Annotated in this window: 14 protein-coding genes and 1 pseudogene; 13 read left to right on the top strand and 2 right to left on the bottom strand. The window is 66.5% G+C overall.

The annotated features are described in order from the left end of the window. Positions 1-9 precede the first annotated feature (9 nt). The 5 genes from ACOQPH_RS18145 (at position 10) to ACOQPH_RS18125 (ending at position 4,858) form a co-directional block, all read left to right on the top strand. Entirely contained in the window at positions 10-639 is a 630-nt protein-coding gene (locus tag ACOQPH_RS18145; RefSeq protein ID WP_420624386.1) for a carbohydrate ABC transporter permease, read from the top strand. Further along, positions 636-1,589 (top strand): carbohydrate ABC transporter permease, encoded by a 954-nt coding sequence (locus ACOQPH_RS18140; RefSeq protein WP_420622708.1) that lies wholly within the window; start codon positions 636-638, stop codon positions 1,587-1,589. The genes ACOQPH_RS18145 and ACOQPH_RS18140 overlap by 4 nt, the downstream gene beginning before the upstream one ends. A gap of 112 nt (positions 1,590-1,701) precedes the next feature. Then, entirely contained in the window at positions 1,702-2,670 is a 969-nt protein-coding gene (locus tag ACOQPH_RS18135; protein WP_420622707.1) for an aldo/keto reductase, read from the top strand. After that, complete coding sequence (locus tag ACOQPH_RS18130) at positions 2,667-3,785, top strand: Gfo/Idh/MocA family protein (RefSeq protein WP_420622706.1); 1,119 nt, start codon at positions 2,667-2,669, stop codon at positions 3,783-3,785. The genes ACOQPH_RS18135 and ACOQPH_RS18130 overlap by 4 nt, the downstream gene beginning before the upstream one ends. After that, on the top strand, positions 3,782-4,858 hold the full coding sequence (locus tag ACOQPH_RS18125; RefSeq protein ID WP_420622705.1) for an LLM class flavin-dependent oxidoreductase: 1,077 nt from the start codon (positions 3,782-3,784) through the stop codon (positions 4,856-4,858). Before ACOQPH_RS18130 ends, ACOQPH_RS18125 begins: the two co-directional genes overlap by 4 nt. Before the next feature lie 56 nt (positions 4,859-4,914). On the opposite strand, the gene ACOQPH_RS18120 is transcribed toward ACOQPH_RS18125, so the two are convergent. Next, the gene (locus ACOQPH_RS18120; RefSeq protein WP_420622704.1) at positions 4,915-6,075 is read right to left on the bottom strand and encodes an ABC transporter ATP-binding protein; all 1,161 of its coding nucleotides are present in this window, start codon (positions 6,073-6,075) and stop codon (positions 4,915-4,917) included. 100 nt (positions 6,076-6,175) lie between these two features. Between ACOQPH_RS18120 and ACOQPH_RS18115 the strand changes: the two genes are divergently transcribed. The 8 genes and pseudogenes from ACOQPH_RS18115 (at position 6,176) to ACOQPH_RS18080 (ending at position 14,613) form a co-directional block, all read left to right on the top strand. After that, a complete protein-coding gene (locus ACOQPH_RS18115; protein WP_420622703.1) occupies positions 6,176-6,934 on the top strand; it encodes a class II aldolase/adducin family protein in 759 nt (252 codons plus the stop codon). Between the two features lie 32 nt (positions 6,935-6,966). Next, a pseudogene (locus ACOQPH_RS18110) lies at positions 6,967-7,206 on the top strand (FAD-dependent oxidoreductase); the annotation flags it as partial. A 97-nt stretch (positions 7,207-7,303) separates the two neighbouring features. Then, on the top strand, positions 7,304-8,065 hold the full coding sequence (locus tag ACOQPH_RS18105) for a class II aldolase/adducin family protein (protein ID WP_420622702.1): 762 nt from the start codon (positions 7,304-7,306) through the stop codon (positions 8,063-8,065). A 32-nt stretch (positions 8,066-8,097) separates the two neighbouring features. Then, positions 8,098-9,900, top strand: a complete 1,803-nt coding sequence (locus ACOQPH_RS18100) for an FAD-dependent oxidoreductase (protein WP_420622701.1) — start codon at positions 8,098-8,100, stop codon at positions 9,898-9,900. 44 nt (positions 9,901-9,944) lie between these two features. Continuing rightward, positions 9,945-10,703, top strand: a complete 759-nt coding sequence (locus ACOQPH_RS18095) for a crotonase/enoyl-CoA hydratase family protein (protein ID WP_420622700.1) — start codon at positions 9,945-9,947, stop codon at positions 10,701-10,703. A 63-nt stretch (positions 10,704-10,766) separates the two neighbouring features. After that, positions 10,767-11,762: an SDR family NAD(P)-dependent oxidoreductase gene (locus ACOQPH_RS18090; RefSeq protein ID WP_420622699.1), complete on the top strand. Its 996-nt coding sequence runs from the start codon at positions 10,767-10,769 to the stop codon at positions 11,760-11,762. A gap of 179 nt (positions 11,763-11,941) precedes the next feature. Continuing rightward, complete coding sequence (locus ACOQPH_RS18085) at positions 11,942-12,982, top strand: extracellular solute-binding protein (RefSeq protein ID WP_420622698.1); 1,041 nt, start codon at positions 11,942-11,944, stop codon at positions 12,980-12,982. Next, positions 12,979-14,613, top strand: a complete 1,635-nt coding sequence (locus tag ACOQPH_RS18080; RefSeq protein WP_420622697.1) for an ABC transporter permease — start codon at positions 12,979-12,981, stop codon at positions 14,611-14,613. Before ACOQPH_RS18085 ends, ACOQPH_RS18080 begins: the two co-directional genes overlap by 4 nt. A 33-nt stretch (positions 14,614-14,646) precedes the next feature. On the opposite strand, the gene ACOQPH_RS18075 is transcribed toward ACOQPH_RS18080, so the two are convergent. Further along, a complete protein-coding gene (locus tag ACOQPH_RS18075; RefSeq protein ID WP_420622696.1) occupies positions 14,647-15,420 on the bottom strand; it encodes an EthD domain-containing protein in 774 nt (257 codons plus the stop codon). Positions 15,421-15,431 lie beyond the last annotated feature (11 nt).

Below are 15,431 nucleotides of genomic sequence, written 5' to 3'. Positions count from 1 at the left end.
GGTTCATGGGTGGCCGTTGCCCTCCTCGGCGCTGTCACGGTGGCGCTTGCGGGTCTGTGTGCTTTCGGATTGCGGCGGCGGCAGATCGGACTCGCCGTCGGAGCCGCCGTGAGCGCCGTGCCGGTGCTGTGGCTGATCTACCGCTTCTTGGGCCCGGGCGTCGGGGGTTCAGTGCCGGGTCCCAACGGCGAGCACATCGCCGGAACCATTCTGTTCCTGCAGGAAGCCCCCTTCAACAATGTCTGGCTCATGGTGGTGCTCGTGTGGATCCAGACCGGGTTCGCCATGGTCATCCTGTCCGCCGCCATCAAGGCCGTGCCTTCCGAATTGCTCGAAGCTGCACGGGTGGACGGCGCCACTGAGCGGCAGACCTTCTGGCACGTGACGATGCCGACCATCGTGCCCACCATCACCGTCGTCGCTACCACCCTCATCGTGCTGGTCATGAAGGTGTACGACATCGTGAAGGTGATGACTGCGGGCAACTTCGGCACACAGGTCATCGCAAACGAGATGTGGCAGCGCGCCTTCACCGAGCTGAACTTCGGGCTCGGCTCCGCCTTGGCGGTGGTGCTGTTCCTGGCGGTTGTGCCTGCGATGGCCTTCAACATCCGCCGCATGCAGCGAGCGGACGCATGAGCGTCACGACCCCCGAGCACAGCACCGGGCCGGTGGATCGCGCCGGCAAGCTCGTCTACGGCATGTTGCGCCGCATCCCGTCGTGGCTGCTGTTTGTGCTCGTCATCGCGTGGAGCGTCCCCGCCGGCAGCCTGCTGCTGAATTCGTTCCGCACCCGTGACGCGCAGCGAGGGAGCGGATGGTGGGTGTCGTTCACCGAGGGCGGCTGGACGTTCGCCAACTACACCGAAGTGCTGGGCACCGATCAGACAGGCGGGCTCGCGCGGGCGTTGGTGAACTCGTTCGCAATCGCCATTCCGGCCACGGTGATCCCGGTGGCGATCGCAGCGATGGCGGCCTATGCCTTCGCCTGGATCCCGTTCAAGGGCCGCGAATGGCTGTTCATCGGCTTCGTTTCGCTGCTGGCGCTGCCGAACCAAGTTGCGCTGCTTCCGCTGCTGCAGCTGTACGCGGGCGGCGCGCACTGGACCCTTCCAGGTACGGAGTTCGTACTCACATTGCTGCCCGATCTCGATCTTGCCGGCACTGCCGCGGCCGTCTGGCTCACCCACACCGCGTTCGCCATGCCATTCGCCGTGTTCCTGCTGCACAACTACATCTCGTCGCTGCCCGGCGAGCTGTTCGAAGCAGCGCGCATCGACGGCGCCGGACACGTCACGATCTTCTGGCGGCTCGTGGTGCCGCTGTCGGTGCCCGCGCTGGCGGCGTTCACCATCTTCCAGTTCCTGTGGACCTGGAACGACTACCTGGTGGCCATCACGATGATCGGAGCCAACGGGGAGGCGTGGCCCGCAACCATCCGCATCGCTTCGCTGGCCGGTGAATTCGGGCTGCGGGAGCATGTGCTGTCTGCCGGCGCGTTCATCCAAGCAGGAGTGCCGTTGCTGGTGTTCTTCGGCCTGCAACGGTTCTTCGTGCGGGGTCTGCTGGCAGGCTCGGTGAAGTCCTGAGCTGCGCCACGGCCTTCCTCCAACGACGCGACGAGAGTTCAGCGCACGCAGTTGGGATCGGTCCGGCAGACTGCGCCCCGATCCGACCGACGACAGAGCCGAGGAACGAAAGATGAACTCCGATGCACGGGCGGGGCTCGTGCGGACTACGCCGAGGCGCCTCGGGCCCAACGGACCTGATGTCGGACCGCTCGCGCTGGGACTGTGGCGGTTCACCGGCAGCGATGTCGGCGCCAATGCGGCGCTCGTCGAAGCCGGTCTGGACTCGGGCATGAACCTCGTGGATCTCGCCGATGTCTATGGCCTGGACTGGGGAGGCACTGGCTTCGGTTCGTGCGAGGCCAACCTCGGCGCCGTGCTCGACGCCCGGCCCGAGCTAAGGGAGCAGATGGTCCTCGCCACAAAGGGGGGCATCGTGCCGCCGCTCCCGTACGACTCCGGCGCAGCGGCACTGCGGGAGGCGTGCGACGCATCGCTGCAGCGCCTGCGAACCGATCGGATCGATCTGTACCAAATCCACCGGCCCGACATGTTCACGCACCCCGCCGAACTTGCCGACACGCTGGACGGGCTGATCGCGAGCGGCAAGGTAGGCGCAGTCGGCGTGTCGAACTACACGCCAGCCCAGACCCGTGCGCTCGCGGCACACCTTGACCATCCGCTCGTCTCGACCCAGCCCGAGTTCTCGGCGGCCTGCCTCGATCCGATGCGCGACGGCACGCTCGACCTCTGCGCCGAGGCCGGGGTAGTGCCACTGGCTTGGAGCCCGCTGGCAGGCGGGCGACTCATGCGACAGAGCCCGCTCGCAGGCCGGCGACTCCCTTCCGAGGGCGAAGGCGAGGGTGAGGGTGTGCGGCCGGAGCTGCTCGAAACGCTCGACCGACTCGCAGAGCGCGAGGGCGTCGACCGCGCTGCGGTGTGTCTGGCATTCGTGCTGGCGCATCCGACTGCGCCGGTCGCGATTGTGGGCACGCAGCGCATCGACCGGCTGACAGCGGCGCAGGCGGCACTCAGAGTCCATCTCGACCGCAACGACGTCTACGACGTCGTCGAGGCGTCCGAGGGAGTGCCCTTGCCGTGAGCGACGGCGTGGCTGCATCGAGCCGACTGCTGCGGTTCGGCATCATCGGAACCGGAATGATGGGGCGCGAACACATCGCCAACGTCATGGCGCTGGACGGGGCCGAGGTTTCCGCGCTGTGCGACAACTGGACGCCGTCGCTCGATGCCGCCCAGCAACTGCTCGGCGCCGGCTCCGAGGTGCTGCGATTCGCCGACCACCGGGAGTTGCTGGATTCTGGTGCGTGCGATGCGGTGCTGGTGGCGACTCCGAACCACCTGCACACCGACATCGTGCTGGATATCGCGGCCACAGGACTGCCGCAGCTGGTGGAAAAACCGCTCGCCACCACACTCGCGGACTGCCGAAAGATCATCGACGGCGTCGAGAGGCTGACCACTCCTCCGCTGGTCTGGGTGGGCCTGGAATACCGCTACATCGCACCAGTCGCCGAACTCATCCGTGAGACCCACGCTGGCACCGTCGGCAGCGTCCGCATGGTCGCGATCCGCGAGCACCGGTTTCCGTTCCAGCCGAAGGTACGAGACTGGAACCGGTTCAACCGCAACACGGGCGGAACGCTGGTGGAGAAGTGCTGCCACTTCTTCGACCTCATGCGGCTGATCGTTCGCAGCGACCCGGTGCGGGTCCTCGCCTCCGGCGGCCAGGATCTCAACCACCTCGACGAGAGCTACGGCGGCGAGGTGCCCGACATCTTGGACAACGCGTTCGTGATCGTGGACTTCGCCTCAGGCACCCGGGCCCTGCTCGACCTGTGCATGTTCGCCGACGCCACCCGGAACCAAGAGGAGATCTCCGTCGTCGGGGACGACGGGAAGCTCGAAGCGTTCGTGCCCTCCTCGGTGCTGCGCGTCGGCGTGCGCGGACGGGATTGGATCGGCAACGTCGAAGAGCGCGAAGTGACGTCGACGGCACCACTCGAAGGACATCACCACGGCTCCTCGTTCATCGAGCTGAGGCGTTTTCGGGACGCCGTGATCGGCGGCACTCCGGCCGAGAGCACGTTGGACGACGGGTTGTGGTCGGTTGCCATCGGTCACGCCGCCCATCGGTCCATCGACGAGGGTCGGCCGGTCATGCTGGACGAGGTGCTGAACGGTGCGGTGGCGACATGACCAGCGACCGGCCGCTGCCCGAGGTTGCATGGTTCTCGGCGCTCTGCGACGACGACTACGAGTTTCTGGGCGTGCCGGATCCCGCCTTGGCCAGCTCATGGGAGCACTGCGCCGACATCGTCCAAGCAGCCGAACGCAACGGCTTCGAAAATGTCTTGCTGCCGTCGGGCTACGCGCTCGGCATCGATGCCAGTGCGTTTGCTGCCGGCATCGCGACACGCACCAGCCGCATCAACCTGCTGCTGGTGGTGCGGATGGGCGAGCTGTGGCCGCCACAGCTGGCCCGCCAGCTCGCCACCATCGACCAGATGTCCGGCGGCCGGCTGACCATCAACATCATCTCCAGCGACCTGCCCGGCGCTCCGCTGCCATCAGCGCCTCGCTACCAGCGCACCCGCGAGTACATGACGGTGCTGCGCGCCCTGCTCGATGGCCAGCCGGTCGATTTCGACGGCGAGTTCGTCTCAGTCCATCTCGACCCGCCCCGCATCGGCACGGTGAGCGGACGCTGCCCGCCGTTCTATTTCGGCGGCTTCTCTGACGACGCCAAGCACACCGCTGCAGTCGCAGCGGATGTCTTCCTGACGTGGCCCGACACGGTGGCGGGCGTCGCCGAGACGGTCAACGAAATGCGCGACCGAGCAGCAGCAGTCGGGCGCGAGCTGCAGTTCGGCCTGCGATCGCACGTGATCGTGCGTCGCACCACCGCTGAGGCCCTCGACGCCACCAGGCGGCTGGTGAGCCAGCTCGACGACGACACAGGGGCGGCGATCCGGTCACGGGCACTCGACTCCGCCTCGGTCGGGGTGCAGCGGCAGGCACAGCTACGCGAAAGCGCCGACCACGAAGGCTTCGCAGAAGAGGGTCTCTGGACAGGCATCGGGCGGGCCCGCAGCGGCGCCGGCGCTGCCATCGTCGGCGACCCCGACCAGGTCGCTGCGAAGCTCGACGCCTACTCCGATGTCGGCATCGACGCCTTTATCTTGTCCGGCTATCCGCACATCGCCGAGTGCGACCTCTTCGGCAGCCTCGTCCTCGAAACGATGCCCCACCGCAAGCTCTGGCAGCCCTAGATCCGTACTTCGGTCGGTTGCGCGCCCCGAGAGCCCCGAGCGGGTTGGCGGGAATGTCAGGTGCGGATGGTCAGCTCGGTCTGCGGGTCGAAGAAGTGCAGGTTCTCGGTGTCGACGCTGAGCTCGACTGTTGTGCCGGGGCGCGCTGTGCTTCGCGGGTTCACCCGCGCGATCACCATCCGGTCGTCGATGCCTTCGAGCGTGTCTGGATCGCCTGCCTCCACCGAAGGCGCATCGAGAGGGAAGTGCAGCAGCAAGTCCGAACCGAGCGCTTCGGTGAGAGACACGACCGCCCTCAGGCGGGAACGTCCGTCAGCGTCCCCCACGGATGCGTCATCAATGGCCTCGGGCCGGATACCCACCACGACCTCTGCGCCGTCGTAACCCCGCAGCGCGGGGTGTGCGTCGAACACAGAATCCGCGAGGCCCAGTGTCTGGGACCCCAGCTGCAACTGCCAGCCATCGTTTCCGCTCGACAGGCGCGCCATGCGCAGGTTCATCGCCGGTGCGCCGATAAAGCCGGCAACGAACAAGTTGTCGGGTTGCTCGTAGAGATCTGTCGGCGCTGCCACTTGTTGGAGCAGTCCGTCCCGCAGGACTGCCACGCGGTCCCCCATCGTCATCGCCTCGACCTGGTCGTGAGTGACGTAAATGGTGGTGGCGCCGAGCCGATGCTGGAGGCTCGTGATCTCGGCCCGCATCTGGACGCGCAGCTTGGCGTCGAGGTTCGACAACGGCTCGTCCATCAGGAACACGGCAGGGTCGCGCACGATTGCCCGACCCATAGCGACACGCTGACGCTGACCGCCGGACAGCTGCGCCGGCTTGCTGGACAGCAACGGCTCGAGTTCGAGCAGGCGTGCCGCTTCGAGAACCTTCGCTTCTGCCTCTTGCTTCGGCACACCGGCCAGCTTGAGCGGGAAGCCGATGTTGCGGGCAACATCCAGATGCGGATACAGCGCGTAGCTCTGGAAGACCATCGCAATGTTGCGGTCTTTGGGCTCGACCTCATTCATCCGCTGCCCGTCGATCTGCAACTCGCCGTCGCTGATCTCTTCGAGACCAGCAACCATCCGCAAAGCCGTCGACTTGCCGCAGCCCGATGGACCCACAAGAACGAGGAACTCGCCGTCAGCGATGCCGATGTCAAGTTCGCTGACAGCGACAAACCCGTTGGGGTACTTCTTCGTCAGCTGATCCAATGAGACGGTTGCCATGGGACCCCGCGATCATGCGCACATGCGCCAATAGCCGAGGCTAGTTCGCACCGCCGACGCCGGTGACGGTGACGGTGCCGCCCGTGGCAGAATTCGCGACATGAACACTCACAGTCTGACTGCGGAAGCGACCGAACCCTTCGAGGCCGATCCGCTCGCCGAGCGGGCCCGCCTGCTCACCGATCTGGCCCGTGCATACCGCCTCTTCGGCGTGCTGCGCTGGGGCGAGCTGGGCGACGGGCACATCACCTGCCGTGACCCGGTGCGGGCCGATCACATGTGGCTGCTGCGCTACGGAGTGACCTTCGAACGGGCCACTGTCGACGATTTGGTGCTCGTCGGGCCCGATGGCACCGCCGTCGACCAGCACGGGCGCACAGCACCGATCAACAACAGCGCCTACCACATCCACCACCCGATCCACGAGGCACGGCCCGACGTCGGCGCCGTCGCCCATACACATACCCAGTGGGGCACGCCGTTCTCGGCCGAACGCCGAATGATCGAACCGATCAACCAGGAAGCAACCTGCTTCGTCGACGACCACGTGCTCTTCGACGACGAAGAGGTGCAGATCCTGTCGACTGACGGCAAGCGCATCGCCGCTGCCCTCGGCGACTGCCGAACGGCGATCCTGGCCAATCACGGCCTGCTGACGGTCGGATCGAGCCCGGCTGACGCCGTCGGCTGGTTCGTGCTGGCCGAACGGGTGGCCGAAGTGCAGATGAAGGCCCGCGAGGCCATCCCGATCTCCGCTGAAGAGGCGCGCATCGCCCAGGAGGATCTGACGCGAGGTGACTTCGGCTGGAACCTGTTCGGCTGGGCCACCCGCCGCCACCTGGCTTACGAGTTCGCCTAATCCATCCGGGCTGATCGAGCGGCGACCGAGCAATGACCCAACCCTCTGCGTCCGATGGCGCCCGCGACAGTCGTCTGGGCCCGTCTCAGCGCGCCGCCTGGCTCGACGAACTCGGTGGCGGCCGCGTCGATGTCATCGTCATCGGCGGAGGTGTCACCGGTGCCGGCTGCGCTCTCGACCTCGCGCTGCGGGGCCGCAGCGTGGCGCTGCTCGAGCAACGCGACCTCGCGTCGGGCACCTCGAGCCGTTCGTCGAAGCTGATCCACGGGGGCCATGGGACCCCGCGATCATGCGCACATGCGCCAATAGCCGAGGCTAGTTCGCACCGCCGACGCCGGTGACGGTGCCGCCCGTGGCAGAATTCGCGACATGAACACTCACAGTCTGACTGCGGAAGCGACCGAACCCTTCGAGGCCGATCCGCTCGCCGAGCGGGCCCGCCTGCTCACCGATCTGGCCCGTGCATACCGCCTCTTCGGCGTGCTGCGCTGGGGCGAGCTGGGCGACGGGCACATCACCTGCCGTGACCCGGTGCGGGCCGATCACATGTGGCTGCTGCGCTACGGAGTGACCTTCGAACGGGCCACTGTCGACGATTTGGTGCTCGTCGGGCCCGATGGCACCGCCGTCGACCAGCACGGGCGCACAGCACCGATCAACAACAGCGCCTACCACATCCACCACCCGATCCACGAGGCACGGCCCGACGTCGGCGCCGTCGCCCATACACATACCCAGTGGGGCACGCCGTTCTCGGCCGAACGCCGAATGATCGAACCGATCAACCAGGAAGCAACCTGCTTCGTCGACGACCACGTGCTCTTCGACGACGAAGAGGTGCAGATCCTGTCGACTGACGGCGGCAAGCGCATCGCCGCTGCCCTCGGCGACTGCCGAACGGCGATCCTGGCCAATCACGGCCTGCTGACGGTCGGATCGAGCCCGGCTGACGCCGTCGGCTGGTTCGTGCTGGCCGAACGGGTGGCCGAAGTGCAGATGAAGGCCCGCGAGGCCATCCCGATCTCCGCTGAAGGGGCGCGCATCGCCCAGGAGGATCTGACGCGAGGTGACTTCGGCTGGAACCTGTTCGGCTGGGCCACCCGCCGCCACCTGGCTTACGAGTTCGCCTAATCCATCCGGGCTGATCGAGCGGCGACCGAGCAATGACCCAACCCTCTGCGTCCGATGGCGCCCGCGACAGTCGTCTGGGCCCGTCCCAGCGCGCCGCCTGGCTCGACGAACTCGGTGGCGGCCCCGTCGACGTCATCGTCATCGGCGGAGGTGTCACCGGTGCCGGCTGCGCTCTCGACCTCGCGCTGCGGGGCCGCAGCGTGGCGCTGCTCGAGCAACGCGACCTCGCGTCGGGCACCTCAAGCCGTTCGTCGAAGCTGATCCACGGGGGCCTGCGGTACCTGCAGCGCCTCGAATTCGGCCTGGTCTTCGAATCGCTGACCGAGCGTCGGCTGCTGCTGGGAAGACTGGCGCCCCATTTGGTGCGGCCGGTGGAGTTCCTCTATCCGATACGTCGGGGCTGGCGGGAACGATTTCGCACTGGAGCAGGCATCGCGCTCTACAGCGCGATGGCCGGTCGCAGGCAACACAGCATCGGATCTCACCGGCACCTCGGCGCCCGCCGCACACAGCGACTCGCACCAGCGCTCGACCCGGGAGTCGTACGCGGAGGGATCACCTACTGGGACGGCCAGACCGACGATGCGCGGCTCGTGGTTGCCATCGCTCGCACAGCTGCAGAACATGGGGCGCGCATCCTCACCTCCACCCGCGTTCAGGAACTGCTCGTTACCGACGGCGCAGTGCGGGGCGTGATCGCACACTGCGGCGAGACCGGCCGCACCTTCAAGCTGGAGGCTGACGCCGTTATCAATGCCACCGGTGTGTGGACCAGCCAGATCGAGCAGCTCGCCGAGCGCGACTCGATCGAGGCGACAACACCCCGGACTCGCATCCGCGCATCGAAAGGCATCCACCTGCTCGTCCCCGCAGAACGAATCGATCTCAACTGTGGGCTCATCGTGCCGACTCCGCCCAGCGTCCTGTTCGTGGTTCCGTGGGGAAACCGCTGGATCATCGGCACCACCGACACCGACTGGGATCTCGACAACGCACACCCCGCAGCGAGCAGTGCCGACATCGAGCTGCTGTTGGAGCGTGTCAACAGCGTGCTGACCGACCCGATCACCCGCGACGACATCTGCGGCGTCTATGCCGGCCTGCGACCACTAGTCGCGGGCAACACCCCTTCGGAAACCGAGCTGTCAGCCAAGCTGAGCCGCGAGCACGTGATCACCCGGGTTGCACCGGGGCTGGTCTCGGTGGCCGGCGGCAAGTACACGACGTACCGGGTCATGGCAGCCGACACGGTCGAGCTGGCACTCGCCGAGGTCGAGGCGGCCCATGGCCGAAGGCCGCCGAGGCTCCCCCATCGTCGGCGCGACGCTTCCGCGCGCCGATCCAAGACGACGATCACCCCGCTCGTTGGCGCCGAGGGCTACGAAGAGCGCCGTCTACGCCAGGACGAGATCGCCGCCCGTGCGGGCTTGAGCCGCGCCACCGTTGTTCACCTGCTGGACCGCCACGGCGACCAGGTCGACGAGGTGCTCAAGTTGGTCGCCACCCAAGGCGATTTGGGTGAGCCGTTGGCCCCCGGACACCTCTACCTCCGTGCCGAAGTGACCCATGCCGTTCGCAGTGAAGGTGCCCTGCATCTCGACGACGTGCTGACCCGACGTACCCGGCTGTCAGTTGAGTCGTGGGATCGCGGCGTCGATGTAGCGCAGGACACGGCCGAATTGATGGGCGCCGAACTCGGCTGGTCGCCTGAGACGATCGAGCGCGAGGTCTGGCACTACCAGGCGCGGGTCGAGGCCGAGCGCGAGAGCCAGACCCGACCCGACGACCAGACCGCTGACGCTGCCCGCCTTGGAGCACCCGACATCCGCCGTTGAACTCCGCCACGACAATGAGCCGTCCGGCCTCTTAGATTGGCGCGATGGTCGTTGACTACGAAACACAAGGCCGGATAGCGATCTTCACGCTCAACCGGCCCGAAGCCCGCAATGCAATCAGCCACGAGGTGTCTTCGGAGATGGAAGCCCATCTCGACGCCTTCGAGGCCGATCCCGACGTGTGGGTTGGGATCCTGGCCGGAACAGGCACCGTGTTCAGCGCCGGCGCCGACCTAAAGTCAGTCGCCGCCAAGAAGCCCATCGAGACTGACAAGGGCGGCTTTGCCGGGCTCGCTCGCTATCCCCGTACCAAACCGCTCATCGCAGCGGTGGACGGGGCAGCCCTGGCCGGGGGCTTGGAGATCGTGCTGTCGTGCGATTTGGTGGTCGCGTCGCCCCGAGCCCGTTTCGGCATTCCCGAGGTGAAGCGATCGCTGGTGGCCGCTGCCGGCGGGCTGTTCCGGCTGCCGCAGGTGGTGGGACGCAATGTGGCGCTGGAGCTGGCGATGACGGGCGACCCGATCTCGGCCGAACGGGCCTTCCAGCTCGGGCTCGTCAACGAGATGGCCGACGAGGGTGAGGTTGTCCCAGCCGCCATCGCACTGGCTGGGCGCATCATCGCAAATGCTCCGAAGGCGGTGCGAGAGAGCCGCGCCGTGGTGCTCGAGAGCCATGCGCGCACGGAGGATGACGGCTGGGAAATCACCAAGGATCACTTCCGCAGCATCCTGGGCACCGAGGATTTCCTCGAGGGGCCAAAGGCCTTCGTTGAGAAGCGCGATCCTGTGTGGACCGGTCGCTGAGGCAGACTCACCACTGATCCGCTCGGATCAGCCCTCAGCCCGGAACCTCACAGGAGCACTCTCATGGCCTACACGGCACCGACTGACTCATTCCGGTTCGATGGGTTCCGAACCGCGGTAACGGGCAAACGTGTGCTGATCACCGGTGCCGGCAAGGACGGCGGCATCGGCCAGGCATTCGCGCTCAGCACCGGGCTCAACGGCGCCGAGTCGGTCGGCGTACATTTCCATCGCAGCTACGAAGACGGCTTCGACCTCATCGCCCAGCTGCGTGACGAGGGCGTGCATGCCTTTCCCGTGCAGGCCGATGTCACGAACCTGCGTGACCTCTGGGCGATCCGCAGCTACGTCATCGACCAGATGGGCGGACTGCCGCCGAACCTGATCATCTGCAATTCGGGCCTCACCGAATCGGGCTACAACCTGGGTCGCACGCTGCGGCAGGTGGAGGGCGAATCCTCGTCGCTGCGGCGAGCCCGCGTGCGCCAGCACTTCATCGACAACCTTGAGCAGTCTCGGCTGGTGCTCGACACCAAGGTCGACGGCTTCTTGGCCTCGACGCACTTGTGGGCGGGCGAGGCGGTGTACGCCGGTGAGCCGGCCCAGATCGTCTACGTGTCCTCCCGCCAAGCGGTCGACCCGGGTCCAGCAGTGCCCGGCTACGCGCTCAGCAACTGGGCCGTGCTGCAGCTGCCGAAGGTACTGAAGGTGAATCTGGGACGCAGCGCCGACTTAGTGAGCTGCTTCACCCTCTTGCTGCCGTTCGTGCGCACCGGAATGACCAATGAGTACGCCGGCAACGAGCGGGTCTATGGGCGCTGGCAGCCCCGGATGCTGGAACCGTGCGAGATGGCCGAGGCGTTCATGGCGCTTCTGGCCCGGCCGATCGACGAGACCGACGGCGGAATGTTCGAGTTGATGGTGAACTCCGTTGGAGGCACCGGCGATGCTGAAGATGGCGGCCCGGCTGGTGTGGAGCTGGTTTGGCACCAGCTGTCACTGAACCTCGACGAGCAGCCAGTCGGCTGGAGCGCGGAGGAACCGCTGCAGTTCTCGTGAGTCATTCGCGCGCGAGTCAGGTTTCATCCGGTTAGCGGACTCGACACATATCGTTAGGTGTCCTTTACATCGGACGGAAACAGTGGCTATAGTGCGACGCCATGTCCACGACGTCTCGTCCTGTATCCGGCCCGTCGTCACCGTGCCGCTCAGCTCGGTGGCATCTTCGCTGGGCCGCGATGGCCGTTGCGATCGCGACCATTGCGACTGCCTGTGGGTCGGCGCGCACGCTCGAGGGTCCGGCTGCTGCGATATACGACGGTGAATGCCAAGACGCAGACGGCCGGCAGCTCACCGTGTATTCGGGCCGCACCGAGAACCTCATCGGGCCAGTGCTTGACGCCTTCGAGTGCGAGAGCGGCATCGAGGTGGCCGTTCGCTGGGGCGCTTCGACCGACTTGGCACTGCTGCTCGGCGAGGAAGGCGACCGCACCGCCGCCGACGTGTTCCTGTCGCGCTCACCTGGTCCGGTCGGATTTCTCGAAGGCAAGTGTCTGCTCACCGCCATCGAACATGACATCCTCAGCCTCGTCAGCGATGAGAACAGTTCAGACGAGAGAACATGGGTGGGATTCACCGGCCGCAAGCGAGTGCTCGTCTACAACGTCGACGAGGTGCCCGACGACGAACTGCCCGATTCTGTCTTCGACCTCACCGACGAGCGCTATCGCGGCCGGGTGGCGATCCCCGCCACCAACGGCTCGTTCGTGGACTGGTTCACCGTGTTCCGCGACCAGCACGGCACTGAGGTGGCCATGCAGTGGCTCGACGACATGGTCGCCAATGACGCCCGGTACTACCCGAACAACCGATCCATCGTGGAGGCTGCCGGCCGCGGCGAAATCGACATGGGCCTCGTGAACCACTACTACCAGTACCAAGTGGCCGAAGCGTCTGGTGAGGACCACAGAGCTGCGAACTGGGACTTCACCGACGACGACATCGGCTCGCTGCTGATCATCACCGCTGCCACCGTGACCGCCGCCAGCGACAACGTCGAAGCCGCACACGAGTTCATCGCCTACCTGTTGAGCGGGCCCTCGCAGCGCTACTTCAGCAGCGAGACGCTCGAGTACCCGCTTGCGGCGGGGGTCGCTCCCGCCGACGTCCTGCCGGCGTTGGGTGGTCTCGAGATCGGAAGCATCAACTTCGACTCGCTCGGCGAGGGTTTCGCCCGCTCGACGGAGATCATCGAGGCGAGCGGCATCCTGAACGAGTGACGACCGGCCCGAGCGGCGATATGACTCCAGCAGCCCGGCGGGGGCGCAGCAGCGCACCGCCGGCTCTGCGCGTCGCCGGCGTGGTGCTGGCGTTCTTGTTCGCCTTCCCCGGCGTGTACCTGGTGTTCCGGGCGCTGCGTGACGGCACGGGTCCCGAGGGTCTGCTGTGGAGTGCACGCACCCTGGGCCCGATGTGGCGCACGCTCCGACTCGCCATCTCCGTGTCTGCGAGCGCGCTAGTGCTCGGCACGGGCCTGGCGTGGCTTGCCATGCGCACCGATCTCCCACTGCGCCGGTTGTGGCGCGTGCTGCTGCCGCTGCCGCTCGTCTACCCGACCTTCGTGGGTGCGGCCGCGTTCATCCGCACGCTAAGTCCCGGCGGTCTCGCGAACGACGTGCTCGCACGCATTGGCATCGCTTCGGTGCCCGAGTTGCGAGGGTTCTTCGGTGCGTGGCTGGTGTTGCTGCTGATGACCTACCCCTACGTGTACCTGCCGGTCGCGGCCCGGCTGCGGCAGCTTCCCGGCAGCCTCGAGGAGAGCGCCAGACTGCTCGGGGACAGCGCATTCGCCGTGTTCCGACGCATCTGCCTTCCCCACGCCGGCACGGCAATCGGCGCGGGGACGCTGCTGGTGTTCCTGTACACGCTGAGTGACTTCGGTGCGGTGCAGCTGATGCGCTACGACACGCTGACCCGCGCCATCGCCACCAACTATCTGGCAAATCCGCCGGTGGCGCTGGCGCTCAGCCTCATGCTGCTCGTGCTCGCCGCGGCGGTGGTGCTGGCTGAGCGTTGGTTCTCCCGCCGCCTGCCCGACGGGACACGCTCGGGCTCGCAACGGCCCCTCGACTATCACTTGGGGCGCTGGCGGCCCGTCGCCCTGGCAACGGTGGCAATCACCGTCTTCGCCAGCGTGGGCGCACCCTTCATCGCCTTGGTGGACTGGGCCCAGCGGGGCGTGCTGCGCTCGATCACCGGCGACCGGGCGCTCGCTGTCGACTACGCGAGCATCGCTGACGCCACCTTCAACACGGTCTGGGTGAGTGTCGTGGCCGCAGTGGTGTCAGTTGCCGCGGTCTTGCCGATCGCGATGCTGGTAGGGCGTCACCGCTCACGAACCGGATCGCTCGCTCACGCAATCGTCATCAGCACGTTCGCGCTGCCCGGCCTGCTCATCGCCTTGTCGATGCGCTTCTGGACACTGCGGACCGACCTGGTGCTGGAACTGCTCGGCGACTCGACGGTGCTGCTGATCTTCGCTTACGTCGTTCGCTTCGGGTCGCTGGCGATGGGTATGAGCGTGGTCGCAGTGCGCAGCGTGCCCGATCGCCTGCACGACTCGGCCCGGCTGCTCGGCGCCGGACCGGTGCGCCGCTTCTTCTCCGTCGACCTGCCGGTCATGGGTCCCGCATTGGGGGCGGGTGCTGGCCTGGTGCTGTTGTCAGTGATGAAGGAACTGCCGATCAGCCTGCTGGTCTCACCGCTGGGCTTCTCGACGCTGACCACCCGGATCTTCGGCTCGTTCGAGGACGCCTTCATCGCCGAAGCTGGTCTGATGGGCGTGATCCTGGTGGTGTTGTCCTTCGCCCTGACGTGGTTCCTGGTAGTCCGTCGGCAAGAACACACCTGACGCTCTCGCGAGCACCATCGGCGCGGGCCTCGCTCAGCGGTGGTCGACCATCACGTGCTCTTTGGCCAGGAACATCACCGAGCGACCGAAATCGATGAACTTGGCCTCGTCTTCGTAGGCCCGGCGGGATGCCGCCCGGTTCTCGGGGATGGCGTTGCCCATAGCGCTGCGGTCCATCCAGACCTCGGCGTGGCCGGTGTAGGGCTCGATGGTTGAGCCTCGTGAGCGGTTGATGGCCGCAGTGAAGGAGTGCTCGTCGGCGTGGACTTGCTGGTAGCGCAGGATGCCTGACGACTGGGCCTGACGGCGGATCACCGGCCCGTGGTGGGTGCGCCAGTACCACTGCGCCTCGTCGATGCTCAGCGACGGCAGGTGGCGAAGACTGAAGTACAGCTTGACGAGGCTGGAGCGGTCGGTCGCGACGATGTTTTCCGGCGTCGGGTTCACCTGCGGGTACTCGTAGCAGTAGTACGCCGACGAGCGCTTGATGTCCGCGAAGTTGAGCTCGTCTTCGACCAGCAGCCGGTCGAATTCGCGGCCTGCGTCGGTGCGCATGGCAGCGAGCATCGATTCGCGTGATTCCCACCACACCTCGGCCACGCCGTCGTAGGGCTCTTCCATATCGCCTCGCCAGCCCGGCAGGCGACTGTGATCGTCGTCGGTGGTGTGAACCTGCACGTAGCGCAGCATGTTCGCCGTTGCCGCATGGCTCGCTACCAGGGGACCGTGCACGTTGAGCCAGTAGTCCTGCATCTCGGCTCGGCTCATGCCTTCCTTGCGCCGCAGCAAGAACGTGAGTCGCAGCATCGTTCGCCTCC

This window comes from Candidatus Poriferisodalis sp. (genome assembly GCF_965221945.1).
Classification (GTDB): domain Bacteria; phylum Actinomycetota; class Acidimicrobiia; order Acidimicrobiales; family Poriferisodalaceae; genus Poriferisodalis.
The sequence above is the reverse complement of the archived record's forward strand: the minus strand, read 5'-3'. Positions and strand labels throughout refer to the sequence as shown.